We start from the raw sequence: 24,242 nt of genomic DNA, 5'->3' as shown, positions 1-24,242 counted from the left end.
AGGGTGGAATATAGGAAAGCGGGCAAATTTGCCCTGAAACTGGCCTTGGCATCGGCGGTCGGAATAGCTCTGGCGCCAGCCACCGCGTACGCCCAGTCGGCGGCGCCAGTCGAAAATGTGCTGGAGTGGTTCGTCGGCGTTCTGCAGGGCAACATAGCGCGTTCATTCGCCATCATCGCGGTCTGTTTTCTCGGCTTCCTCGCCATGACGGGGCGACTGGCGTGGATGATGGCTTTTTCCATCATCATCGGCATCGCTCTCATCTTCGGCGCTGCCCAGCTGGTGGACGCGGTTCGCGCGACGGCGGGAGGCAGCTGAGACATGGACGACGAGGAAGTCTATGTCGAGCCGGTCAGCCTGCCCCTGACACGCCCCCCGATGAAATGGGGGGTGCGATATGAAGTTTTTGCACTGAACGGCATCCTGGCGGTGATCGGCTTTATCGCCACGAGCAGCTTCATGCTCGGTCTTGGCGTGTTCGGCGTGGTGCATCTGGTCAGCGCATATCTGTGCCAGCGCGACCCCTACATATTTCATATTTTCGAGCGGCGCGTCTCTAAGCGCGGAGCGGTGGCGAACCTTACTTTTTGGGGTGCGAGGAGCTATTCGCCATGAGCCTCGATGCCGACCTGAAGTTTGGCCGTGAGCGCCGCCGCGAAAAACCCGCGGCGATGCACATCCCCTACCTTCGCCATGTCGATGACAATTTAATCGTGACGAAGAGCGGCTTTCTGGTCGGCGCCATGCAGCTCAGCGGCCTGCCGTTCCAGACGATGGACCAGGCCGAGTTGAACAGCCGAATGTTCAACCGCAACACCACGTTCCGCAATCTCTCGACCTCTCGCTTTGCGGCCTACACAACGATCATTCGCCGCCACGTGACGCCGGAGATCGAAGGCGACTTTGACAATCCTTTCGTCGCCGAGCTCGACGCCCGCTACATGGATGAGCTTGGGTCGAAAAACCTTTTCGTCAACGAGGCGTATCTGACGGTCATACGCCGCCCGATGGTCGGCCGGGTCGGTTGGGTGGACAAGGCGCTCAACGCATTCCGCATCAGCACCGCAGGCGAAGAAACCCGCGAAGAGGCGATTGCCGAACTGCATGACATCCTTGACGGCATGGTCAAGGATTTCACCGCATATGGGGCGCGTCTTCTCGGTGTCGTGAAGCGTCGCGACAGCTTCTTTTCCGAGCCTGCGGAATTTCTGGCGAAAATCCTCGCCGGTGGCGGCGACGTGGAAATGCCTTTGCCGCGCTTGTCCCTTGGCGACGTGCTGGCAACGCGACAGCTGTTTTTTGGCAAGTCGGCGCTGGAACTTCGCGGGCCGGACGCAGCCAAGCTCGGCGCCATGGTATCGATCAAGGAATACCCGCCGTTCACCGCTCCGGGCTCATTGGATGGTCTCTTGCGCCTGCCACATGAGTTTGTCCTGACACAGAGTTTCGCGATCGAAGACCGTGTAACGGCGATGCGCAGGATCAACACCATCGCCAACCAGGTTGAGGGTTCCGACGAGGCGGGCACAACGGTCGAGGAGTCCGTCCACGAAGGCGCCGACAAACTGGCCGGCGGCGAAGTCGTCTTCGGACAACATCACATGAGCGTCATGGCATTGGCATCGGACATGAGTGGCCTCAACCGCGCGCTATCTGACATCACGGCGGAGCTCTCGCGCATGTCGATCGTGCCGGTCCGCGAGACACTGAACACGGAACTGGCCTTCTGGGCGCAGTTGCCGGGAAATTTCAGCTACATCGCGCGACGCGCGTTGATCTCGTCGCTAAATTTCGCCGGTCTTTTTTCAGGACACAATTTCCCGTCCGGCCAACGTGAGCGGCTGCATTGGAAACGCCCTATCGCTTTGCTCGAAACGACCAGCCAGACGGCCTACTATTTCAATTTCCACGTTCACGATGTCGGCCACTTCACGGTTTTCGGCCCGACCGGCTCGGGCAAGACCGTGGTGCTGTCGTTCCTGATGGCACAGGCCATGCGCATCATGCCGCGGCCGCGATGTGTCTATTTCGACTATATGCGAGGCGCTGAAATTTTCGTTCGGGCGCTCGGCGGTCGCTACGAGGTGATGGAACCTTCCCAGCCGACCGGTTTCGCGCCATTGCAGCTTGATGACACGGCGGAAAACCGTTCTTTCCTGGAAGATTTGCTCCTCTACATTCTGACGCCGGAAGGCGGCGCGCTTGATGTGGCGGAGATGCGCGTCATCAACGCCGCGGTCGACATGATCTACAAGATCCCACGCGAACAACGGACCTTCGACCTGCTGCCCGAGGTGCTGCGAGGCTCGCTCATGCCTGGCATGAATGATCTGGCGGCGCGGATACAGCCCTGGCTCGACCCGAAGGACAAGGGCTGGCTTTTCAACAATCCCGTCGATCTGGTTGATTTCTCGAAGCCGGTTGTCGCCTTCGACATGACCAGGATCCTGGGCGACCGAAAGCTGCGCTCAGCAGCGTTGCTCTACATCTTCCATCGTCTTGAGGAGGTCATCGACGGCTCGCCGATCATGCTCTTCCTCGATGAAGGTTGGAAGCTGCTGGACGACGAGGTTTTCGCTGCTTTCATCAATGAAACGCTGAAGACCATTCGTCGCCGCAACGGCGTGGTCGGCTTCGGCACGCAGACAGCGGAAGACGTCGTCAGCTCCTCCATCTCATCGTCGCTGATCGAGCAAACGAAGACCAACATTTTCTTCCCCAACCCGAAGGCGAGCAAGGAGTCCTACATGGAGCGCTTCTCGCTGACAGCGAAAGAATTCGAGTTCGTGCGCCGAACCGCGAAGGAAACACGCACCTTCCTCGTCAAGCACGACAGCGACTCGATCGTTGCTAAGCTCGATTTGTCGGCGATGCCCGATCTCATCAAGGTCTTGTCCTCCAACGAAGCCAACAGCAAGGAATGCGCACGGCTGCGGGAGACCTTCGGCGACGAGCCGGAAATGTGGCTGCCATACTTCTGCGGATGGGAGAACGAGCATGACGAAGCGGCTTAGCCGCGCTTGTCTGGCCGTGGCTCTTGCGACAGCGGGAAGCACGACCGCGGCTGTCGCTCAGATCGCGGTCATCGACGGGTCGAACCTCGACAAGCGGCAAGAGGACGAGCAGCACAGCACAAAGTCGGACGAAGCCAAGAAGGACGAAACCGACAAGAAGAAAAGCGTCGTCTGCACCTATTCGAACAAATACCGCTCACAGATGTTTCGCCGATCCCCGGCCGAAGCGTTGCAGCGCGACGCGGGCAACGTGAAGACGATCCGCTATTATGCGCAGAAATACGGCGTGCCCGAAGGCCTGGCGCTGTCCGTTGCCTATCAGGAATCGCGCTTCGACACATGCGCCGGGAGCCACACCGGCGTCAAAGGCGTCATGCAGCTGACCAAGGGCACTGGCAAATCAATGGGACTTGACCGCAACGTGAACGAGCAGAACGTCGAAGGCGGTGTCAAGTATCTCGGGATGGGTGTCAAGCAATGCGGGGCGACGAATTACAGCTGTCTCGCCTCCTTCTACAACGGATCGAACGCTGCCGAGCAAAGAGGGTGGGCCGGCGGTGTCGGCCGCTGGAACAGCTACTTCAACGAATATGTATCGAGCGGCAAGGCTCCGGCCGCTGCGCCGCCACCATTCTCGATCGTAACGGCCGACGGCGCAGGCGGCACGGCCCAGGACGCGGCTATGGGCACGGTGAGGAAGGCGGCTGGCGGCCTCGATGCAAGCTCATCGCAGATGGGCGCCAACAACGCGGCGATCGACGCGCTGTCGGGCCATGTTGGCCAGGTGACTGAATACAAGGACGCTTGGGAGCTGAACTCGTCGGCTCGTGGGATCAACGCCGATGTCACCAACCAGTACCTCGCCCAGGCCGGAGATTTTACGGCGTTGCTGGCCCAACTTCTATCGTTGCAGAACGTGCAGGCATCGCAGTCGTCCAAGCTGGTGCAACAGCCGAAGAGCGGCTCTCCAAACCCGTTTTCTTGTGATCCCGCGGAACTGGAACGGTTGAAGATCGATCGCGGCCGGTGGCTTCCATGCGCGGTTGAGAACGTGGGGGCAAGCTCGGCCGACAGCCGCTCGATCATCATCACCAGTGATCCTGCCGGCGCTACCAGCGTGATCAATTCTCTACAGCAATAGGAGGCTGACATGAAGAAATTCGCGATCGCTGCCGGCATGGCGCTTTGGACGACCGCGGGCTTTGCACAGATTGCGGTCATCGATGGCGCCAATCTCGATGTCGCCCGCAAGAATGCGGAGAACACCAACTCCATCATGGATTCGAACAAGGATATTCTGAAAAAGAGCGAGGAGATCCTGCAGGCTCTCAGCGGCAGCCGTGACGGTTCGCTCGGGATCGGACAAATGGGCCTCGCCGGCAACATGTCGATTGCCCAGGCTCCGTCGTTCGGATCGATCCTGAACGGCGGCGCGCTTTCGTTTGGTGGCTTGTCGCCGGAGATCCAGAAAATCGCCGGCGCCGTCATCAATGGGCTGCAGCTGGTGAAGCAGCTCCAGCAGATTGCCGGCAAGGAAACGAGCGCCGTCAACACAGCCTATGGCGGCAGCGTCAACGTGGCCTCGCTGCTAAGCGCGCTGACTTCGCAGGCCTCGCAGGGCGTCACCCAGCGCCAAAAGTCATTGCAGTCCGCGAGCGGGCAGATCGGGCAGTCGCAGGACGTCAAGGGATCGGTAGACCAGAACACACGAATGCAGCTGGAAAACGCGCGCGCGGTCAACGAATTGATCGGCGTCCAGAACGGTGCGGTCGCGGCCCTGAATGAGAAGCTGAAGGGAGATCTTCTTCGCCAAAGCCAGGTGCAGAAGATGATGACGCCGCGCACCGTCAATCCGTTCGCGGAATTCGGCAAGAGCGGGGGCTAGCGCTTGTCGAGGCGGGCGTTGCGCATATGCGCTGTGATTGGGCTCGGCGCAGTGCTGTTCGGATGCGCAAATCGCGAACGGAAAGCGCCGTGCGGGCCTTTGGCGTATGCCCACGCCGACGAATGCGGCGGGCTTAAGCCGGTCAATTCAACGCCGTTCGCCAGTATCATTGACGAGGATCCATGAACGGTCTTGCCGAAAGCATTCTCGGTGGCATTGACAACATCGGCGAGGACTTCGTCCGCACCGTCTATTTGCAGTTGGGCAATGCGATGGGCAACGTCTTCACCCTGATGCTGACCCTTTATATCGTGTGGTGGGGCTATTCGATCCTGAGCGGGCGTGAGTCGATTTCGCCGCTCGAAGCGGCCTATCGCCTCGGCCGCGCTGTCATCATCTATCTGCTGCTGACCGGATGGGGCACATTTTCCGCGACGATCTACCAGCTTGTTCAAAGCATTCCAGATGAGGTGGGCAAGGTCATTGTCGGCGCCGTGTCGCGAGCCACCGGGAATCAGCTCAACGACCAGGCGGCAATTCCAGCGCTTATCGACAATCTCTACCAAGGGGCGCAAGACGTCGCCAATCAGGTCTATAGCGGATCCTTCTACGACATTTTTGGCGCGCTCTTGTCGCTCCTCGTCCTGCTGTCGGCGATCATCTTCGCAGCGCTCGCCATCGCGGCGATCATCGCCGCCAAGGTGATGTTGTTCATCACGCTCGCTCTGGCGCCGATATGGATCATTCTTTGGCTTTACCGCTGGTCCTCGCGAATGAGCGAAGGCTTCCTTTCGCTCACCACCTTTCTGATGATCCAGCAAATCCTGATCTACGGCTTTCTCGGATTCTACTTCTCGCTCGTCAATGCGGCGCTGAACACCGCCACGACCGGCGGAGCGACCATGGACAGCAAAATGTCGCTGGTGCTGCCCCTGGTGCTGGTGACGATCATCGGGATCTATGTTCTCATGCAGATCCCATCGATTGCTTCGATCCTGAATGGCGGCGGGTATCTCAGCACCGTGGGCGCATACAACCCCTATCGAAACTTCGGCAGCAACGCCGTGCGCTACTCCGGCGCGCGATGGGCCGCCGGCCGCGCCGCTCGGGGCGCCCGGCAGCTAGCGGCAAACAGCTTCCGATCTCCGCGAGCAGCAAGGGCGGACGACGCAGCTCGCTCCGCCATCCAGCAAGGTGCGCGCGATAACGCCAGGCCTCTGGCCTAGAACACAGGAACGATCATCGATCGCGGCCATGGATCAGGATGCATCACGCAAACGAGGCAGCTAGTAAGTGTCAACTCCATCGGAAACAGCTGGTAACAGCGGCAGCGAGCTCGTCGACAGACGCTATTACAGGGCGGGCGCGACCTGGGAAGACGACACGCACAGGTCAATGCGCCGATCGCGTACATTGGCATGGATCGTCAGCGGCGTTTCCGGTCTGGTGGCGGTGCTGTCGCTGCTTGCGCTCGTGCTGATCCTGCCGCTCCGGCAGTTCGAACCGTACGTTGTCGAGGTCGACAAATCGACGGGCTACCTCGAGATCATGCGCGCGCTGAAGCCTGGAGATTTGTCCCAGAACGAAGCCGTCACGGCGGCAAATCTCGTCCGCTATATTCGTGCCCGAGAAACATACGATTCCCGTGAACTGAAACAGAATTACGACCTGGCGCAGCTCTATTCGACCGACGCGGCGTCCAAGGATTTGACATGGCTTTACACACCTGCAAATCCGCAATCGCTGGACAAGACCTATGGCCGCAATGCCACCATCTCGGTCGAGATCAAGTCGGTTTCCCTGCTCAATCGCAACACAGCCTCGGTGCGCTTTGCCACGACGACGCGGCGGGACAATTCGTCCACGGCCGACAATTGGGTGGCGGTGATAAAATTCCGCTACACTTCAACGCCACTCAAGAACGAATGGCGTTTCGACAACCCGCTGGGATTTCAGGTTACGGATTACCGCCGCGATCAGGAATCGGCGCCGGCCGCGGGGAGCCTGCAATGAGATGGGGAGTCAGCTTCGTCCTGTCAGCCGCCCTTCTGCTTGGCACGATCCACGGCGCGGCCGCACGCGACAGCCGCATCCGATATGTCACCTTCAACAATGACGACGTGACGTCGGTGCGTGCAGCTCTTGGCATTTCCACGATGGTCGAGCTCAGCCCGACCGAAGTCATCGAAACTGTCTCCGCCGGCGACACGAAAGGCTGGTCGATCATCCCCAAACGCGGATCGCGATTTCTGTTTGTCAAGCCGCTGGAGCGCGATGCTTGGACCAACGTCAACGTGGTCACCAACCGGCGCGTCTATTCCCTGCTGCTGCAGGCAACTGACAATAGCCGCGACCGGGCATCCTTCCAGGTCCGGTTCAAATACCCGGACGAGGATATCAACGCGCGGTTGCTCTCACAGGCCAAGGAGAGCGCCGCCGATCCGGATTTGAAGGATCTGAACTATGCCGATCTCAACTATGACTATGCCTATAAGGGCGACGACAGCTTGAAGCCGCGCACCGTATTCGACGACGGCACGAAGGTGTTTCTGGAGTTCAAGGGTGACATTCCGGCGATTTTTGTTGTCGACGACAAGCGCCATGAGTCGCTCGTCAACGTTCGCACGCAGGGCAAATACACCGTCATCGACAAAGTGGCACGGCAATTCACCTTGCGAGCCGATGGCAAGACGCTCTGCCTCTACAACCGGGCCCGACCCAACGCTATCGATCCAGTCGAGCAGGTCTACGGTCCAGCGAAACTGACAGGTGGTTCCACACTGTTCGGATCCAGTGGAGGACGGTGATGACCCAGATCGATTATAACCAACTGGATGGCAGCCCGTCTGTCGTGCGCCGCGGAGCGGGCGTAAGTACCAAGATCGTTCTGGTCGGCCTCGGCGTGGTGCTCGTAGGCGCGCTGATATGGCTGAACTGGCCTCGGGAGCCGGTATCGCGCGATCTTCGCAGCGATGGCGAGGAAAACTTCAACCCGCCGGAGTTCCGCCCGCCGGCGTTGAACGAGCCGCCTCAACCTGCCGACGGCACGATCGACCAGATCGTGGTGCCGCCACCGGCTGACGACCAGAAGGGCACGCAACAAGCCGACAACGTCGATCAGACCGTGCAGGAGGGCGCGGATCTCGATGCGCAGCGGCGGGCGCTGGAAGCACAAATGGCGGCCGAGGAAGCTCGCCGCAAGGCCGAGGCGGAAGAAGCCCGCCGCAAGGCCGCGGCTGATGACGAGGCTCGCCGCAAGGCTGAGGCAGCCGAGCATGAAAAGGCAGTGTGGGAACGCCTACGGTCCAACCAGATGGTGACAAATGGTGAAACCGGCTCGACAGATACCGGCGCCCAGGCGGCACAGGTAGAAATCGCGCCCGACGGTCAGATCATCCCGGTCCCCGGCGCCGACAGCGATCCCAACAAGGCATTCCTGGCACAGTCTGAGGCAAGTTCTTCCAGCATCGTCAAAGCCAGGGTCTTCCGACGCACCGATGCGTTGATCCCTGAAGGAACGATCCTTCGCGGCTATTTGGAAACCGCAATCAACACCGACCTTCCCGGTGCCGTGCGCGCTGTCGTGCGTGAGGATGTCTTCTCGCTCGACGGCAGGCGGATTCTCATCCCGAAAGGCTCGCGCCTGACCGGGGAATACCGCTCGGGGCTTGCGCGCGGTCAGAAGCGCGTGTTCATCGTCTGGAACAGAGTCATCCGCTCGGACGGCATTTCCGTCGATATCAAGTCGCCCGGTGCGGATGCACTCGGCCGCGGCGGCATGGGCGGCCATGTCGATACGCACTGGGTTGAACGGTACGGCAACGCCATCATGCTTTCCGTGGTTGGCGGCGTCTCTGAATATCTGTCCTCGCTTGGCGACAGCAGCCAGGATGGACAACAGCGCCAGGTGTCGACGATCGATCCCGTAACCGGTGGGACCACGACCGTAACTTATGGTGGCAATGGTTCGCAGCGCGACGCCCGCGGCATCGCGTTCGATAAGTCATCGACCGCCCTGCAGCAACTCGCGCAAGAGGCGTTTCGCGACACGCAGAACATTGGCCCGACAGTTTATATCGACCAGGGCACATCGGTTGTCGTGCTAGTCCGGCGAGATCTCGATTTTTCGGATTTGTACGCCGATCCCGTTCAGGAAGAAGTTGCACGAATGAAGGCAGGTGGGCGGCCGAAGACCGCGATCGATCCGACGCCTCTTTACGCGACGCCAAAGAATCATTTTTATCCCGGCTATGGAGCCCGGTGAAATGAACGCCGTGCATCCCCTCTCCGATCCTTGGGTAAGAGCCCCGGTCCTGCGCGCTCATTTGGAGCCAATATGGTCCTATTTGAACGAAGATGCGGTGTCCGAGATCGCGATCAACAGGCCAGGTGAATTGTTCATCGAACGCCTCGGCGCTAAGGAAATGGAGCATGTCGTCAAGCGCGAGGTCACGCCCGGCTGGATCCGCAACATCTCGACGGGCGTCGCCTCGGCGACAAATCAGGTCATCAACGAAGAAAAGCCGGTCCTGTCAGCTGCTCTACCCTCGGGTGAGCGCATCCAATGCATCTTGCCGCCCGCGGCGCCCGAAGGCGGGGCGATTTCGATTCGCAAGCAGGTCATCATGGATATGAGCCTTGATGCCTACAAGGATCTTGGCGCATTCGAGGACACGGCGATGGGCAGCGGTCTGGCGCTTTCAACCGAAGAAAAGCGACTTGTCGAAATGTTGCATGACACGTCGCCGATGGAGTTCCTGCAATATGCGGTGCGCAACCGTGTCTCGATTGTCGTTTCAGGCGGGACGTCGACTGGCAAGACGACGTTTTTGAATGCGCTCTTAAAGGAGATTCCGGCCCATGAACGGATCATCACAATCGAAGACACCCGCGAACTGAGGCTGCCGGCTGCCAACAACGTCACACTGATAGCCTCGAAGGGCGACCAGGGCCTTGCCAAAGTCTCTGCGCAACAGCTGCTCGAGGCCTCGCTTCGCATGCGACCCGATCGGCTGTTATTGGGCGAGTTACGCGGCGCTGAAACCTTCGCGTTCCTCCAGGCGATCAACACCGGCCACCCGGGTTCGCTCACGACCGTTCATGCCAATTCCGCCCGGTCCGCCTACGAGCGGCTGGCGCTCATGGTCATGCAGGGCAGTACGGGGCTCTCACGGAGTGAAATCCTCGACTACCTGCGCGAGGTCATTCCGGTGGTCGTCCAGATGGTCCGCACCGAAGGCGGCCGGCGCGGCATCAGCGAGATCAAGTTCACCAAGGCGGAGACGATCTAGCGGGGCCCAACCATGCAGAAAATCGCAACAGCAATTTTCATGATGCTTATGGCGATGGCCTTGGGCGTCCTGCTCTTCACGGTCGCCTATGCCGCGACTGATTGGTACCACACTGGCTCCCACGTCCTGTTCGACCAGCTGAACGCCAAGCCCCTGCCGGTTGTTGGTCAGGCCTGGGCGGACACGATGGCGAGAAATTTTGACCGGGTGCAATACGCCCTTGGGGCGGGAGCATTGGGGTTTCTCTTGCCACTTGTGAGCTTGTTTCTCATGCGCCCGAGAAGGCGCAATGACTCTCGCTTCATGACCATGAGCGACGTATCGAAAACCGGCATGACGAAAGTTGGCGGCGTCTTCGTCGGGCGAGTCGGCGGCAAGCTTGCCGAAATTCTGTCGCCCGGCCGCGATCAGCGTTCCTGCAAGATCCGCTTGACGCGGCGCAAGCTGATTGGTGGCAAGAAATTGTGGATTGATGGCGATGATGTCGGCGGCTTCGTCATAGGGCCGCCGCGCTCCGGCAAAGGCACGTCTCTCATCATACCGAATGCCTTGACCTGGCCGCATTCGCTCGTGGTTCTCGACCTGCGGGGTGAGACCTATGCGGCGACCGCTGGTTACCGTTCGACCCTGAGCCGCGTGGTGCGCTTCGCGCCAGCTGATCCCGACGGCAACACCGCATGCTACAATCCGATGGACTTCATCTCGCTGGACTCAGCGCAGCGCGACATCGACCTCCGCAACATCGCTGCGGCGCTGTTTCCGCGCCCCCCTTCGAACGCGGATCCCTATTGGGTCAACGATGCCCGCCTCCTCTTTACCGGCATAGCATCCTTCGTAATGGAATCGCCTGCGATCCTAAACGAGAAGAAGACCTTCTCTACAATTCTCGAGATTATGAACGGTGCCGAGCAGCCACTCCTGGAGTTCATCGGCTCGCTACGCGAGGAACGCCGCCGCGAATGCTCGCATTTTACGCTGCAAACCCTGCTGCCATATTTCGAAATGTCTGAGCGGCAGTTTTCCGGAATTTACGCCGGCGTGCGGACCGGCATGGCCCCCTTTCTCAACGAGCGCCTGATGCGAGCTACCTCGCGTAGCACGTTCGATATTCGCAAGCTCAAGCGCGAGCGGATCTCTCTTTATCTCGACGTACGGCGCGAGCAGATCACCTCGCTTGGACCTTTGTTCAACGTCCTGATTACGCAGATGATGAACTTCATGTCTGAAACTATGCCGCGTCCGGACGAGCATCCTGTGCTTGTGCTGCTCGACGAGTTTCAGAACCTCGGCAAGCTCGAGAACGTGACCGAAATGGCGAGCGTGCTTGGCGGCAACGGCGTTTCCATGTGGTTTTTCGTGCAGTCGCTGAAGGCCGTAGACGAGATCTATCGCCAGGAAGGGCGCAAGACGCTCATCAACGCTGCTCGCGTGCAGATCTTTTTCGGTGCGCAGGACGCCGACGATCTGCGCTACGTTTCCGAGCAGCTCGGCGAAACGTCGGACGTGCAAAAGGACGTGACGCGCACCAAGGCAACGTTGTTCGACACTTATTACACGCGCTCGGAGCACCGCAAGGAAGTGCGGCGGCCCCTGATGCGGCCGGACGAAATCCGTACGCTCGACAAGAACAAGGTCATCATATTACCGCGTGGGGAACTGCCGATCCTCGGCACCCGCAATTTCTATTTCGCCGACGCCCCGCTAGCCAAACGTGCGTTCATGCCCCTGCCCGCCTCTGTCGAGTTTTCGCGCACGAAAAGACCTGCTTTGGACGCTTCCGCGGCGGTTCCATCTCCTGGGCTCCCGACGATTGTGCCGACACCACCCGCCTACCACTCAGGTCTCTTGCAGACCCGCCTGCAGCGCGGCGCAACATTTGCCGCAAAAGCGGGCTCTGTAGCTCCACCGCCAGGCCGGCGCGCAATCGTAAAAGAACGGCTGAAAGCAACAGACGCTGCAGTCGTACCGGCTTATGCCGCCATAGATTTTTCCGCCTTGGCGGCCAAAGCGGTGATGACACGCATAGCGCCCGACAAAGAAGCGGCGGTTGCGGCGATCCTGAACAACGTGAAGTCCCTGCGCGCCAACGCATCCGACACCGAGACTTTCGATCGAAATCTCAGAATCGTCGAAGATGCTTTGCCTGATCTAGTCGATTAGCCGAGCAACCTACGACGATCGCCGACAACGAGCCAACCGCACGGGCCGCATTTGATGCGCCAGCAGCCACGTAAAGGGGTGCCAGAGATTCCCTCCGGCACGGGACTTGACCAACACGTCGGCGCGCGACTGGAGCAAGGAAGCGAACAATCGCGGCCCACAAGTCGGACGGTATGTACCTCTTTGCTCCTGTCGAAGGATTTCCATGCCGAGCCGAGGGGCTAGGTCGAACGCTCTTCGGTGCAATTCAGTTTCACGGGCTAGTGGCCTCGAGCCGGTTGCTCCGGGACGACAAAGTTGCGCCAGGAGCCGCCTTAGAGCATTCTGCAAATGTCGCGATTTGGGCCGGAACCGGCCCTGCAGCTTTCAGGCGAGGAACACTGGATAGCTACCCTTCGCTCATAGCGTCGGTGATCGACTTGATGCCGCTGTGACAGGGTTAAGCTGACCGCTCGGACCGCCGCAGCGTGGCGGGGAGCATGGCGTCGATCTCCTTGTCGGAAAACATAAGCTCCTCATTGTCCTTCAACGACGCCTGAGCCTTCCTGTAGGCCTTGCCATCTGTGAACGGCGCGCCGCGATAGATTTCATGAAGGCTGGTCTGTAGCTCGTCGCGCTTCGTCCGGAGCTCGTCGACAGGCACCGCGTTATTCAATGCGTCGGCGATCAGACTAAGGTAGGATTGCGGACATTCCAGATGTCGGACGCGGTCTCCCTGTGCCGTTGCGCGAGCGCGCCGGGGTCAAGGTCCTTCTGGTAGGCGTTGTATATCAGACTGAGAATCCCGAGCGCGACCGTCTCGTAAAACTTCCAGGGTCACGCATCAAGCTGGCCGTGTCGCGCGCCGCCTGGTCCGCCGCGCTTGCGCCTGCCGTCTCGGCAATCGACGCCGGGACGGTGCCGGCCGCGCCCTAAATCGGCTATCGATCTCTTCGAGCGTTTCCATCGCCGCATAGGATTCGATTTCGATCAGAAGCTCGAACAGGGACGTGCCAACGTCGCGTGTTTCCGGTCCCAATCGATGCAGAGTGACAGCTAGATTGACGAGGTCCGCAGCGGCAAAGGCCGTGCTTGTCTGAATATTGCCAAGATCATCGCGCCAATGCTCAATCAGGCGCTCGGACAGCCGCGCAACCAAAAGGGCCTGGTGCGGCAGCAGCGAAGCGAGCCGCTCCACGATAAAGGTGGCGTCGACCCGGGCCTCGCTGGTGAGGCGATCGGCGATCGTCGTAAGCAGAGCGGCCGTCTCGGCATCGGGTGAAAGCTCGTCGACCAGCCGAAACACATCGAATACCGCCGGCCAGACCGCGGCGGGTCCGCGCTCCAGCCCGCGAACGAGGATCGGGTTCGCGTGTGACCGATGGTTCGGATCGGCCCACAGATTGGCCGCCGAATGCACGGCTCCAACCCGCGCGTCGCCCATCGTTTCGTCGTCGAGTAGTTTTTCAAGACGCGCGCGCGCCCAATCGAGTGCGGGCTGCACGACGGCGGCGATAGCCACAATCTCGCCATAGGCCATCCGGGCTCGACGACTGCCCGAAGCCCGCCAGCGATCAAGCTGTGCGTCGACGAATGCAGCCTCATGCCAATGCGCGTTTGCCAGATAATGCGCCGCCATCTTGGTCCCCACAAGGCCGGGGACCTCGATGAACAACCGCTCCAGAAACGCCGTTCGGCGCGCCGGATCGGCGGTTTCGATATGGGGCAGGAACAGCAGCAGATGATCCCAATTCTCGACGGTTTTGTCGCAGGCGAGGAAGCGTTCGAGCGTGTCGATCAAGCGGTCGCCCTCCTTCCGGGCCAATCGAGCCCGCGTGAGCGCTTCGACGACCGGATAGGCGCCGCCCGGGATGATGGACAAACCGCCATGCCCCCAGATCAGGCTCTCCTGAAGACTGTCGCCATCGGATTCGGCCTTCTCGGTTAGGTCTTCGACCGCGCTATCGAAAATCTCCTCGTCGTCCGACGCATCAGCGTCATCTCCGGCGTCCCTTGGCGCCGGCATCACGAGCCAGCCCTCAAGCAACTCCAAAATGTCATCGGGCACCGGCTCCTTGCGCCGCACCAGCTTCTCGATGGCACGCGCCGCGGAGCCCCGAAACTCTTCCCCGTCAAAGCCGCGCTTAGTCACATCGCGCAGAAGAGACATCACAGCATCGCCATTGGCGCTCTCCGCCATCGCGTCGAGCGCATAACCGGCGGCGCGGGTGCCGGTGTCGGGTCCAAGACGATCGAGGATGCGGCGCGCGCGGACCGGATCCTGCGCGGCGAACGTTGCAAACTCGCGCGACAGCTGAATGTTGCCCCCAACCATGAAGCTCCGCGGGTGATCCCACCCCGTCACATCTGGCAGCACCTCAAACGCTCCGACCACATCGTCATCGCTGGCGCGCGCGATCACGTCGGCATCCATCGGCGAACCGATCATCCGCGCTTCGGTGAAACGGGAGCCAATGTCACGGTTCCCAAAGACACGTTGCTCTTCGGTGACGCGCCGGCGCGCGGCAGCGCTCATCTGGTGTTTCGGGAGGGCTCGCAGCAAGTCGAGCTGGACGCGCCGAACCGCGCGGCGCCAAGAACGACGATCTTCCGGCTTTGTCTGGTCCGGCGGGGGCGGCGGCGCGAAACCAGTCATCGCCGCTTCGAAGCGGGCTACGTCGTCCGGTGTCCAATAATGGGCGGACGCCGCGACCAGTCCCTTTGTCGTGCTGCTCAATGTCCCGGCGGTGCCAAGGCAGAAGCGGCGCGGATCACCGAGAAGATAGCCCAATGCATCCTTGGCGTAGAGCGCAGGGAGATGGGCGAAGGCGTGGGCAACGAGGCGTTGCACCGGTGCCAGCGCGATCTCCGTCTGCACATTTGCCCAAGCAAGAAACGCGTCTTTGTCCGCAGCAGCCCATTGCTCAACTGCGACGCGAAGCGCGTTAAGCAGCGCCGGTTCGGGCAGGCCGTCGGCCTGTTCTTCATCGAAGTGGAAGTTGCCCGCGCTCGGCAATGGATAGCCGAGATAACCTTCACGCTCCTCGACGAAGCGCGCGAGCGTCTCGAACGCCGAGCGGAACCATGGCCAAAGCGTTTCGATAAAGACGACCGGAGACTGCTCAGCCAGCGCGGGCAGGCTGTCCCACTCCTGCCGCTCCTCAATCAGCTTTTTGATCGGATCGCGCGGGTCGTTCTTGATGAACCACACAAAGTGGTCCTCATATTTCTCGAATTTGGGCTTGGGGACCTTGGCTTTCTCGGCCGCCTCGCCCTCCGCGATGCGGAGTTGCCGTTCAAGCCGCGTTCGCACCAATCGCAATGCGTGCTCGGGATGGTCGATCCCGATCGTCGCCACGACATGATCGATCATCATCGGCGCGATGTCGGTTCGTGCTATAACCGTGCAGGCTATGTCGGTGACCTGATCGGTCCAATCGGTAGCATTCTGAACCACTACCCAAGCGCGCGCATCATAGGCCGGGTCCGGCAACCATCGGTCCGCCACCAGCGCCGCCACTTTCGCCGACGCAAAAGGCCAGGCGCGAGACAGCACTTCGATCATCCGGTCCGCCGATCGGTCGTGCGCCGTCATCGCCTCACTGATGAAGCTATGGGCAAACCGCTCGAACCAGCCGCGACTTCCGCTCAGCGCACGAAAGGTGCGCCAGCGTTCAGCCGGAAGCGCAAGCGCCTGCTCCATCAGCAGCGCCTCGCGATCCGTCGGTGCGGCCTCATGGCCGAGGAAGTCGATCAGCAGGAAGCGCAGATGCCGGCGCAGATCCGGCGCCGCCCAGATTGCTTCGAGCTCGACTAGATAGGCGTTGCGATCGACGCCCCGCAGATAGGTAAGCCCGGCCCACAACTTCGGCCGCAGAAACAGCGAACTCTGCCGCTCAAGCACATATTTCGATAGTCGTCCGGGCTCACGGGCGAAGCTGCGCGCGAGCGCGAAATCGAACAGCGTCTGATGACTGAAACCAACACTGCCATCGACGGCGGTCAAAATGCCGACGGCTTCAAGCGCCTTCAGGTCGGCGCGGTGATCATCGAACCGGGCGGCAGCCAGCCACAGGCTTTCCTCCTGGGCCATGTGGTCCGCGATATCGGCGAGCAGCCGGGCACGACGAGGGCCGTCTTCGCCCGCCAGAACCCGCTCCTCCCAAAGCCGCTCCAGCATCGCCTGGTAGCTGTCGAATGGCTCGGACTCGCGGCTGCTGCGAAGCTGGAGGTAGATCGACAAAGCCTGCGGCGTGCGCATCAATTCCTGGGCATCGGGCGGCCAGCCGCCCGCCTGCACGCCGTGCTGATCGAGCAGCTCGACCACGGTACTCCAGGGTGGCAGCGCCAGCGCTACCTGTTCAGCCTGAACCGCGCGCAGCCGGGTGTCATGATTGAACTCAAAGAGCCGGGCCGAGAGGATGACGTGGACGTTGTCGAGCCTGCCGATCCGCCGCACGAGATTGAGCAGAAGGCTGAGCCGCGCCGTCCGAATATCGAGATAGCCCGCAAGGGCATCGAGCTGGTCGATGATCACCAGGATGGGCCGGAATGTCGCGACCTGTTCGACGACGGTGCCGGCCGACCTCTCCAGGCCGAGCCGATCCCTCAGATCGGTGTCGGTTGCGATATCGGGGTCGAGCGCGTCCGCCTTGATACCAAGGACCGGCCAGCCTCGCTCGACATAGCGGTGCGCCAGTGCTGCCAGCAGCGCCGATTTGCCAGCACCCGGCGGCCCCAGCACAACGCTGGTGCTCGACACCTGGCCCTCGATCCGCTCTACCAGCGTCTCCAGTTCGGGGCGCTCGATCCATTCGCCATCGGGCAGCGTCTGCGGCCACGCCATAAGGTCGGCCGATGCGGCCACCAGATTCGCGATCGAGGCGTCGAGCGCTACGGCATCGGCCACAGCCATCACACCGATCAGCTCGATATCCGCATTCGTCAGCAGTCCTTCCCGCAAGGCGATTCTGCGGACCGCTCGCAGCGCTCCTGTTGGATCGGCGACGAATAGCCGTACCGAGCCCGCCGCCGCGCGAACCACCAGGATATCATCCGTGCCGCAGATTTCTCGCAGCGCCGTCTGTAGCGTCGCGATCCATTCAGGCGTCACCTCTTCCATCTGCGCATTGAGGTTGATCACCACATCTGCGCTGACAGACGGCTCTGGTTTCGCTGTAGCGGGCTCCGCCTCCGTGGCCGCGACGTCGGGCGTGGTATCGGCCGCGACCTCCGCGACCTCGATAACCGCCGTGACCGGTGTTTCCGGCGCGCCGAGCTGCACCGCCGCCGTGTCGCCGCCGCTACCCGATCGCGGATAAATCTGGCCCCAATGGCTCAACATCTCGAACGCGAAAGCCGCCGCGTGCGCCGCCGCGATCGGTTGCCGAAGCGCGTCGTCCTCTGGCGACTTTCCCTGCGTCATGTCCGAGACGCCGCGGACGACTATGCCGGGTGTTCGTTCCCGGCTGGCAGCATAGATCGCCCCATAGCCTTCCATTTCGACGACGTAGGTATCGCCATAACCCTCGGCGATCAGCGCCTCGAGTTCGCTTTTGGGATCGTCGAGAACCGCCTCGATCGACGCGATCGGCTTCACCAGGCCGATCGGCGGATAATCGACTGGGTAGGTATCGCGCGGCGGCAGGACGCAGTCGAGTGGATCGCGAATGCGGGTCGGCCAGCCCTTCTTTTCCCGACGGATTTTTTTGGCGATACCGATCAGACGGCTGTCCGGTTGAAATGAGCGGGGCCGGCTGGAACGACCTTTCGGTCCATATTTGGCGCTATACGGCATGTAGACATGCTCGGAGGCAACCACACTTCCGATCGGTGCCTCTTCCTTGCGTGAGCCGCCTACACCAACCAAAATCATCACTTCGAAGGGCGCAAACGCTCGGTGGGCATAGCTGACGGCACTCAGCGCCGCATGGGTGCCTTCTCCCGTTTCAGTGACCACCACCAGCCAGTCTTGACCAAGATCGGAGAAGACGCCGCATTCGTATACGGCGCCGTCCTCGCCACTGACGGAGCCCAGATGGTCGATATGACTTTGGACCGCCTCCATCTCGAGCATCATTGCGGTCACGACAAACGCCCGGCGCATGCCGCGCCGGTCTGCTTCCTCCAGAATGTCGGCAGCAGACCTGTAAGTCATGGCGAGGGCATGATCCTGCGCATGAAGCTGTCGAACAGCGGCACCGTGAAGGCGGTATCGCCATGCGCAGGACTGTACAGCATGCCCTTCGCGATCAGGGCGTTGCGTATCGGCGCGACGGTGGTCACCTGGCGGCCCAGTTGCGCGGCGACATCGCCGGAACGATGCGGTCCCGGGCCAAGCTCCGCCATGGCCCGCATATAGCCCTTTTCGGCAGGCGTCAGCCGGTCGAACCGCACCCGAAAAAAACTCGCGTCCAGATCGGCCAGCGCTTCATCGGTTGCCCGGCGAGCATCGTCGCCATCGATCGGGGAAGCGTCCGCCACGTTCCAGCTATGCTTGCCCCATTCCTGAAGGAAATAGGGGTAACCGCTGCTCTTATCGAGAATGATGCCGACGGCCTCGTCAGAAAACTCAACGCCCTCGCGTTGCGCCGGGAGGCGGAGCGCATCGCGCGCGGCATCTGCGTCGAGCCGGTCGATCGCGATGAACTCGAACAACCGCTCCGCGTAGGATTTGGCGCGGCCCATTGAGCCTAGCAGTTGCGGAAGGCCAGCGGCCACCATCGTGATCGGCAGTTGCGCCTGGTTGGCACTGTGCAGCGCCATGATCAGCGCGGCGAGCTGATCTTCAGGCACATATTGCAGCTCATCGGCGAACAGGACGACCGCCGTGGCACGCTCGGCGGCGGCCTCTGCCACCGCGGCGATCAGATCGGCCAGATCCGTGTCGAGATCGCCGCTGTCGGCGAGGCCGTGCTCAGGATCGATATTGAGGCCAACCTCGATATCGGCATATTTGATCTTCAGCGCGCCCGCGAAACCGGCAAGCGCCTTCATCGCCCGCCCCAAGCCCGCTTTGGCGGCATCAATTCGGCGCAGCCGGAAGAGCGCGGCTCTAAGGGCGGGGGCGAGCAGCGCGGGTAGTGATCGTTCTTCTGGCGCCTCGATTCGCACGCTGGCGATCCCGCGTGTCTCGGCGTCGAGCCGAATCCGGTTCAGCAAGACGGTCTTGCCGACCCCGCGCAGCCCATAGAGCACGACACTCCGCGCCGACCTCCCCGCACGAATCCGATCGAGCGCGACTGCAGCGCGCTCAATGATGTCGTCTCGCCCAGCCAATTCGGGCGGGGGCGTACCGGCGCCTGGCGCATAGGGGTTGAGACGAGCGTCCAATTCGAGGAACCTTAGCAAAGTTTACCTGATTTCGATAATATGGGGTAAGCTCAGCATAATCAATGGCCGGCCGCGACCATGTCGGGAAACAGGTTGAGCGAGCGCCGTGCCGTCGCGACCAGTGCTTCGACGAACGGGGCGGGCTCTGCCGCCGACCACATCACGGTCGTGCAATGATTGGTATCGAAATGCGTTTTCGCGGCATCGAACTTCGATTGCTCGCACAGGTAGATCACCGGTTTACCCAACCCCTCGGCATACCCGGCTTCCCAATACGCGCCGGCATTGTCATGGGTGAGATCGACCAGCACAAAGGCCGCATCGCGAATCTGTGCCCGCAGGATGTTGTCGATGACACCCGCTCGCGAGACATTGCGCAGGTCAACGAGATCGAAGCCGATGGCATCGCGGATCGCGGGCTTCACCACGGTTTCGACGAACGGGTCGAGCACCGCATCGCCGAACTTCATCGCGATGAAGCCGTAGCGGCCAGCAAATTTGCCACGCTTCTCGGCTTCGTAGCGTTCCCACCCTTCCAGCGAGAGTCCGAACAGCGTGCCCTGGAGGACGCCGACATCCCGAGGATTTGGCACACTCGCTTTACCGACCGCCGTGACCAGGCCGCGCTCGCGAACCTCCTTCAGAAGCGCGTCGAACATGGTCCGGTTGAAGGCCCCGACGAGCGGCGTATCGACGACATCGTCAAGAAAGCATCCTTCTCCGGTCTCCGCCATGACATCGCCGACATGCGCGATGAGATTGGCAACTTGCGTCGCGGGCGTTGGCAGTCGCGCGCTTGGCAAGAAGCGCTCCATCCAGTCGGTAGTGATCATCAGAGGCGATGTCCCACGCGATGCCGTTCGCAACGCGTGGCTGAGCGCCGACCGTTGGAGGGCGGTAAGGCGATGACGGTTAGGCTCGAACCATGTCACCAGGGCCGTCCGGCTAATCTCGAACGCGCCACAACCGTCGCAATCGAATGCGGACGCATCGCGAGGCGTCGCACGCTCTCGGCATCGGCCGAACGCCCCCTGGCACACCGGACAGGTCGTCAAACCCTGCATCTAAGACTACCTCTCATTCAACTGGTGCGCGTTCGCCGTCATCATGCCTTGGCACTCTGCCGGACTACTATCGTTACTTATCAGTCACCCGTCGAATCGTTGCCCTCGAACGAAATCAAATGCGACTCATCCTCGCCATCGCGGCGGCGCCTATTGCGCCCGACCCGCCACAAGGTGGGCCTAAGGCTACGGCCGCTTTCGGGGGGCACTTCACACGCGATGTACGGCCGATTTAGGCGCATTGCAGCCATTCGCAACGCGATCAATGATGGTCACGGATGGGTCATCAACGTGAATACGAAGATCTCCAACGGATCCGGTCAGCGTAACCGGGAACGTCGCAGCCGCCTCACAAATGATCGAGGCGTTAGTCCGGGCTTTCCTCCACCGACGATCATGGGTAGCAGCGCCGCAGGCTGATGGGTGGCCAATGCCGCGTCGTGCATCAGCTTCATTGACGAATGCCTTTTGCGCTCGCCGGAAACGGGACCAGCATCTGATCACCCGCGATGCGGCAGGTTAGCGGATTTCAATATCATCCTCCCAATGAGATGCGTGGCTCTTGATCCTGAACCTCCGAGGCAGAACGAGTCTCGGCGACAGTTCTCCGCACGCTCCCGCGCTTCAGAGGGCCGGCAAGCAATCTTTGCTCAGCGCTCGTAATCGTTATCGTTCGAGCGCTGTGTTTTGCGGTCCTGCTCTTCTGACTGCCGTGCCTTCTGTTTGTTCGCGTCCTTCTGCTTGGCTCCCACCTTCTGCTGCTCGGTGCCTGTGCGTGGCTGCTCCGGCTGGCGGGGATCGTCCCGAGTTGGAAGGTCTCGCCCTCGCGCCTCGCGCTCGGGGATCGGCTCGCCACTGCCACCACCACGACGCTGTTGCTGCCGCTCGAATTGCAGCCGCGCGAGACGATCGTGCATCTTGTCGTTCACCTCTTCACGATACTGTTCGAACTGTCCTTGATGCGCCGGCGGCAGCGTCTCGCGCATGTTGTCCAGAGCCTGATTGACGCGGGCCATCTGACGCCGCATTTCCAAGGGGGTTTGCGCCATGTTCAAATCTCCTATCAGTGCATTCAATTCTCTCATACCGGGATGGGACAGGAAAGACTTCTGCCCCGATTGATCAGCTCCGCGACCCGCGGCAGGACCTGGCTGCCCCTCCCCTGTCCGATCGCGACGGAACCGCAGAAAATTGTTGCCGATCGACTCCGCTGCCGTGAGAGCCTGACCGACTACGCCCGCAGTCCGCATCGTCGTCACAGTCTTTTGCCATGCGGCAGCGATTGCATCGCCGTTAACGACAAGGGATTGTCCATCCAAACGGCGTTGCCGCTTGGCCTCCACCCGCTCGATCGTCCTGGCGCTGACCTGGTAGCGCGGATCGCTCTGGGCGCGGCTGTAGGCTCCGGCATGCTCCTTCGTGAAGGGCCGCGTCATCGCATGATCCATGCGCCGCGTCGCCACCATCGCAATGCCGTTCTCGCGTGCTTTTTCCGCAAATGTCTCGCGCCAGGCTGCCAGATCTGGCTTGTAGAATTTCAGGCGCTCGCCGTCGGCTGACCGCGCCTGCACCATCGCGTGGATATGGACGTGCTTGGTGTCCTTGTGATGCGCCAGGACGAACTTGTACCCTGGCGCGCGCTCCTCGAGCACGGCGCGCGCCGCGGTCATGACGGCGTTGGCATCGGTGCCGGCCTTTGCCGAGAAAAGCAGGTGATAGGCATTGCGGCGCTCACGCCCCGAAAACTGCGGGCGCCATTGTTCATAGACCGAAGCCGCTGCCTTGGTGGAATTCTTCGCCCCAGGCACGGGCTCGCCATTTGCGTGGCGGACCTGGCTGTGGGTGCGGATGAACTTCTGCAGGAAATATTTCGCTTTGGGTTCACGGCTGACGGCCGCCATCACCTCTGCCTTGGCTACCACCCCCGCCGCGCCCATGGCCTCGGACAAGCGTGCCTCGATCTTATCGAGCGCCTTGCTGCGCGAATTTTCCCGCCCACCGGCCAGGACTCTCGCAAGCGGCCCGGCCCGCTCATCGGTGTGTGCGTATACCTGCACCGTGTGTCCATCTTGAGCGTAAATGAACGGTTTTGCTCCGAAGGCCTTATTCATCGCCTCGCTCAAGGCGGCATCGGTGACCTCGCCAGCGAGCTTGAAACGAACCTCGATAAAATTGGTGTTTTCCAAGGGCGGTTCGAACGTCTCGCAAAACGTTTCCAGGAACGCCTTTCGTGCGCCACCTGTCGCGAGAACCTGTCCGTCCTCGTCGAAAATCTCGATGTCGTGTTTCTCGCCTTTTTCGTCCTCGCGCTTCCCGATGTAATTGAGCAGCCTAGCGGCGGCTTCGTTGGTCGAGGGCGGATTGGGCATAACCTTGAACACAGCAGCCTGCGCGCCCGCCGCATAGCCTGCCCGTGCGGCCACGGCGCGCGCCTGATAGGTGACCCGCGCCGCCCGTCCTGTAGCGCTCGCGCGACCCGCACTACGGCCGCCGCCGCCGCCGCGCCGCTTCCAGTCTTCCTCCTCCTCTTCCGGCCGGAAACCGGCGAGCGTGGCGCCATAGACCATGATCGGCGCGCTAGAGGTCGCAGCAGCCGTCGCGGATTTCGCAGCACCGCTGGGGACGGAGCCTCCTCCTGTCCCTCCCGGCGACGAACGAGGGGCATTCCTGCCGCCACTTACGAACGAGCCGGCTTGTCCTTGCCCGACCCGTCCCCCGCCACCGGTCCGTTCATAACTTTTCATCGCCTGGAATTCACTGGCCTCGCGTCGGGCGCCCGTCAGTGACTTGTCATCGTCCAGCTCCTCACGCTTCACGCCGGCAGCGCCCCGAAGGTAGCGTTCGATTTCGGCTGCGTAGCCAGCAAGCCGGCCGCTCATGACCTGGCCTCCCGCGCCTTGCGGGAGCCGCCAGTCATCACCTTCAGTTCCTCGCGGAACTGCCGCACCAGGTTGCCTACCGCCATCAAAGCCTGCTCAAGATCCTCATCATGGGCAACACGGCCGTGGTTCATGGCGCGCACGGCCTGATTGAAATTGACGCCGACGCGCCGCAGCTGATCGGCCATGTCCACGATCGCCGGCCGCAACGCCTCTGACGCGACAGGCAGATGTCCGGCCTCAGCCCGCACCAGACGTCGGACGACCTCACTGACGGTTGCGCCCTCCCGTTCCCCAATGGCTTTGAGACTGGCCAGCTCGTCAGCCGAAAACCGGATGTGCGTCACCTCGCCATAGCGTCGTGACGCGCTCTTCACCGCAGCTTTCTGAGCGTCTGCATCCATCTCTCAAGCCCGCTTGCGGGCGCTAAGGCCCGTTAGGGCTGCGCCGCCTATTTTGTGTGTATCACAAAATAGGCTATCCTGCCAATAGAAGAGCAAGAAAGGGCGCGCGGATTTCCACTCGAAGCCGCCGGGCCGCCGCCTGCAACATGCCCCATCGCAGTCCGTCATAAAGTTTCCAAGATGCGTCGTTGATGATTTGTCTCCATGTTAACATGGAGACAAATCCGACCTTAC

At 61.3% G+C, this 24,242-nt stretch carries 16 protein-coding genes and 1 pseudogene; 11 read left to right on the top strand and 6 right to left on the bottom strand.

The window, feature by feature from the left end:
- The first annotated feature begins 3 nt into the window (after positions 1-3).
- The 11 genes from O7A05_RS10925 (at position 4) to O7A05_RS10875 (ending at position 12,350) form a co-directional block, all read left to right on the top strand.
- Positions 4-318, top strand: coding sequence for a TrbC/VirB2 family type IV secretion system protein (locus O7A05_RS10925; protein ID WP_023720448.1), 315 nt, complete (start codon positions 4-6; stop codon positions 316-318).
- A 3-nt stretch (positions 319-321) separates the two neighbouring features.
- A complete protein-coding gene (locus tag O7A05_RS10920) occupies positions 322-615 on the top strand; it encodes a VirB3 family type IV secretion system protein (protein WP_006339854.1) in 294 nt (97 codons plus the stop codon).
- The gene (locus O7A05_RS10915; RefSeq protein WP_337093054.1) at positions 612-3,014 is read left to right on the top strand and encodes a VirB4 family type IV secretion system protein; all 2,403 of its coding nucleotides are present in this window, start codon (positions 612-614) and stop codon (positions 3,012-3,014) included. The genes O7A05_RS10920 and O7A05_RS10915 overlap by 4 nt, the downstream gene beginning before the upstream one ends.
- Positions 2,998-4,155, top strand: coding sequence for a transglycosylase SLT domain-containing protein (locus tag O7A05_RS10910; RefSeq protein ID WP_337093053.1), 1,158 nt, complete (start codon positions 2,998-3,000; stop codon positions 4,153-4,155). The genes O7A05_RS10915 and O7A05_RS10910 overlap by 17 nt, the downstream gene beginning before the upstream one ends.
- A 9-nt stretch (positions 4,156-4,164) precedes the next feature.
- Positions 4,165-4,899, top strand: a complete 735-nt coding sequence (locus O7A05_RS10905; protein WP_337093052.1) for a type IV secretion system protein — start codon at positions 4,165-4,167, stop codon at positions 4,897-4,899.
- Between the two features lie 182 nt (positions 4,900-5,081).
- Entirely contained in the window at positions 5,082-6,125 is a 1,044-nt protein-coding gene (locus O7A05_RS10900) for a TrbL/VirB6 family protein (protein ID WP_337093051.1), read from the top strand.
- 67 nt (positions 6,126-6,192) lie between these two features.
- Positions 6,193-6,912: a VirB8 family type IV secretion system protein gene (locus O7A05_RS10895; RefSeq protein WP_337093049.1), complete on the top strand. Its 720-nt coding sequence runs from the start codon at positions 6,193-6,195 to the stop codon at positions 6,910-6,912.
- Positions 6,909-7,706 carry a TrbG/VirB9 family P-type conjugative transfer protein gene (locus tag O7A05_RS10890; protein WP_337093048.1) on the top strand — a complete coding sequence of 266 codons (798 nt, stop codon included), beginning with the start codon at positions 6,909-6,911 and terminating at the stop codon, positions 7,704-7,706. The genes O7A05_RS10895 and O7A05_RS10890 overlap by 4 nt, the downstream gene beginning before the upstream one ends.
- Entirely contained in the window at positions 7,706-9,163 is a 1,458-nt protein-coding gene (gene virB10 / locus O7A05_RS10885) for a type IV secretion system protein VirB10 (protein WP_337093046.1), read from the top strand. The genes O7A05_RS10890 and virB10 overlap by 1 nt, the downstream gene beginning before the upstream one ends.
- A gap of 1 nt (position 9,164) precedes the next feature.
- A complete protein-coding gene (virB11, locus tag O7A05_RS10880) occupies positions 9,165-10,190 on the top strand; it encodes a P-type DNA transfer ATPase VirB11 (protein ID WP_337093044.1) in 1,026 nt (341 codons plus the stop codon).
- 12 nt (positions 10,191-10,202) lie between these two features.
- Positions 10,203-12,350 carry a type IV secretory system conjugative DNA transfer family protein gene (locus tag O7A05_RS10875; protein WP_337093043.1) on the top strand — a complete coding sequence of 716 codons (2,148 nt, stop codon included), beginning with the start codon at positions 10,203-10,205 and terminating at the stop codon, positions 12,348-12,350.
- A 439-nt stretch (positions 12,351-12,789) separates the two neighbouring features.
- Here O7A05_RS10875 and O7A05_RS10870 read toward each other — a convergent pair.
- From O7A05_RS10870 to O7A05_RS10845, 6 genes and pseudogenes are all read right to left on the bottom strand, one after another.
- A pseudogene (locus tag O7A05_RS10870) lies at positions 12,790-13,121 on the bottom strand (SLATT domain-containing protein).
- Positions 13,122-13,173: 52 nt separating this feature from the next.
- Positions 13,174-18,486 carry a phosphorylase family protein gene (locus O7A05_RS10865; protein WP_337093042.1) on the bottom strand — a complete coding sequence of 1,771 codons (5,313 nt, stop codon included), beginning with the start codon at positions 18,484-18,486 and terminating at the stop codon, positions 13,174-13,176.
- The gene (locus O7A05_RS10860) at positions 18,483-19,607 is read right to left on the bottom strand and encodes an ATP-binding protein (protein ID WP_337093089.1); all 1,125 of its coding nucleotides are present in this window, start codon (positions 19,605-19,607) and stop codon (positions 18,483-18,485) included. Before O7A05_RS10860 ends, O7A05_RS10865 begins: the two co-directional genes overlap by 4 nt.
- Positions 19,608-19,720: 113 nt before the next feature.
- Positions 19,721-20,494, bottom strand: a complete 774-nt coding sequence (locus tag O7A05_RS10855; RefSeq protein ID WP_337093040.1) for a hypothetical protein — start codon at positions 20,492-20,494, stop codon at positions 19,721-19,723.
- Positions 20,495-21,375: 881 nt separating this feature from the next.
- Positions 21,376-23,604 (bottom strand): relaxase/mobilization nuclease domain-containing protein, encoded by a 2,229-nt coding sequence (locus O7A05_RS10850; RefSeq protein WP_337093038.1) that lies wholly within the window; start codon positions 23,602-23,604, stop codon positions 21,376-21,378.
- Positions 23,601-24,008: a hypothetical protein gene (locus tag O7A05_RS10845; protein WP_337093037.1), complete on the bottom strand. Its 408-nt coding sequence runs from the start codon at positions 24,006-24,008 to the stop codon at positions 23,601-23,603. Before O7A05_RS10845 ends, O7A05_RS10850 begins: the two co-directional genes overlap by 4 nt.
- Positions 24,009-24,242: the final 234 nt, after the last annotated feature.

Origin of the sequence: Mesorhizobium argentiipisi (SeqCode) (genome assembly GCF_037179585.1) — a bacterium.
In the GTDB taxonomy this organism is placed as follows: domain Bacteria; phylum Pseudomonadota; class Alphaproteobacteria; order Rhizobiales; family Rhizobiaceae; genus Mesorhizobium; species Mesorhizobium argentiipisi.
The sequence above is the reverse complement of the archived record's forward strand: the minus strand, read 5'-3'. Positions and strand labels throughout refer to the sequence as shown.

Bases quoted from the DNA above. Each gene is read 5' to 3' on its own strand.
- O7A05_RS10865 (WP_337093042.1), bottom strand. From the start codon at position 18,486: ATGACTTACAGGTCTGCTGCCGACATTCTGGAGGAAGCAGACCGGCGC.
- O7A05_RS10850 (WP_337093038.1), bottom strand. From the start codon at position 23,604: ATGAGCGGCCGGCTTGCTGGCTACGCAGCCGAAATCGAACGCTACCTT.
- virB11 (WP_337093044.1), top strand. From the start codon at position 9,165: ATGAACGCCGTGCATCCCCTCTCCGATCCTTGGGTAAGAGCCCCGGTC.
- O7A05_RS10915 (WP_337093054.1), top strand. From the start codon at position 612: ATGAGCCTCGATGCCGACCTGAAGTTTGGCCGTGAGCGCCGCCGCGAA.
- O7A05_RS10855 (WP_337093040.1), bottom strand. From the start codon at position 20,494: ATGATCACTACCGACTGGATGGAGCGCTTCTTGCCAAGCGCGCGACTG.
- virB10 (WP_337093046.1), top strand. From the start codon at position 7,706: ATGACCCAGATCGATTATAACCAACTGGATGGCAGCCCGTCTGTCGTG.
- O7A05_RS10845 (WP_337093037.1), bottom strand. From the start codon at position 24,008: ATGGATGCAGACGCTCAGAAAGCTGCGGTGAAGAGCGCGTCACGACGC.
- O7A05_RS10890 (WP_337093048.1), top strand. From the start codon at position 6,909: ATGAGATGGGGAGTCAGCTTCGTCCTGTCAGCCGCCCTTCTGCTTGGC.
- O7A05_RS10920 (WP_006339854.1), top strand. From the start codon at position 322: ATGGACGACGAGGAAGTCTATGTCGAGCCGGTCAGCCTGCCCCTGACA.
- O7A05_RS10875 (WP_337093043.1), top strand. From the start codon at position 10,203: ATGCAGAAAATCGCAACAGCAATTTTCATGATGCTTATGGCGATGGCC.
- O7A05_RS10910 (WP_337093053.1), top strand. From the start codon at position 2,998: ATGACGAAGCGGCTTAGCCGCGCTTGTCTGGCCGTGGCTCTTGCGACA.
- O7A05_RS10905 (WP_337093052.1), top strand. From the start codon at position 4,165: ATGAAGAAATTCGCGATCGCTGCCGGCATGGCGCTTTGGACGACCGCG.
- O7A05_RS10900 (WP_337093051.1), top strand. From the start codon at position 5,082: ATGAACGGTCTTGCCGAAAGCATTCTCGGTGGCATTGACAACATCGGC.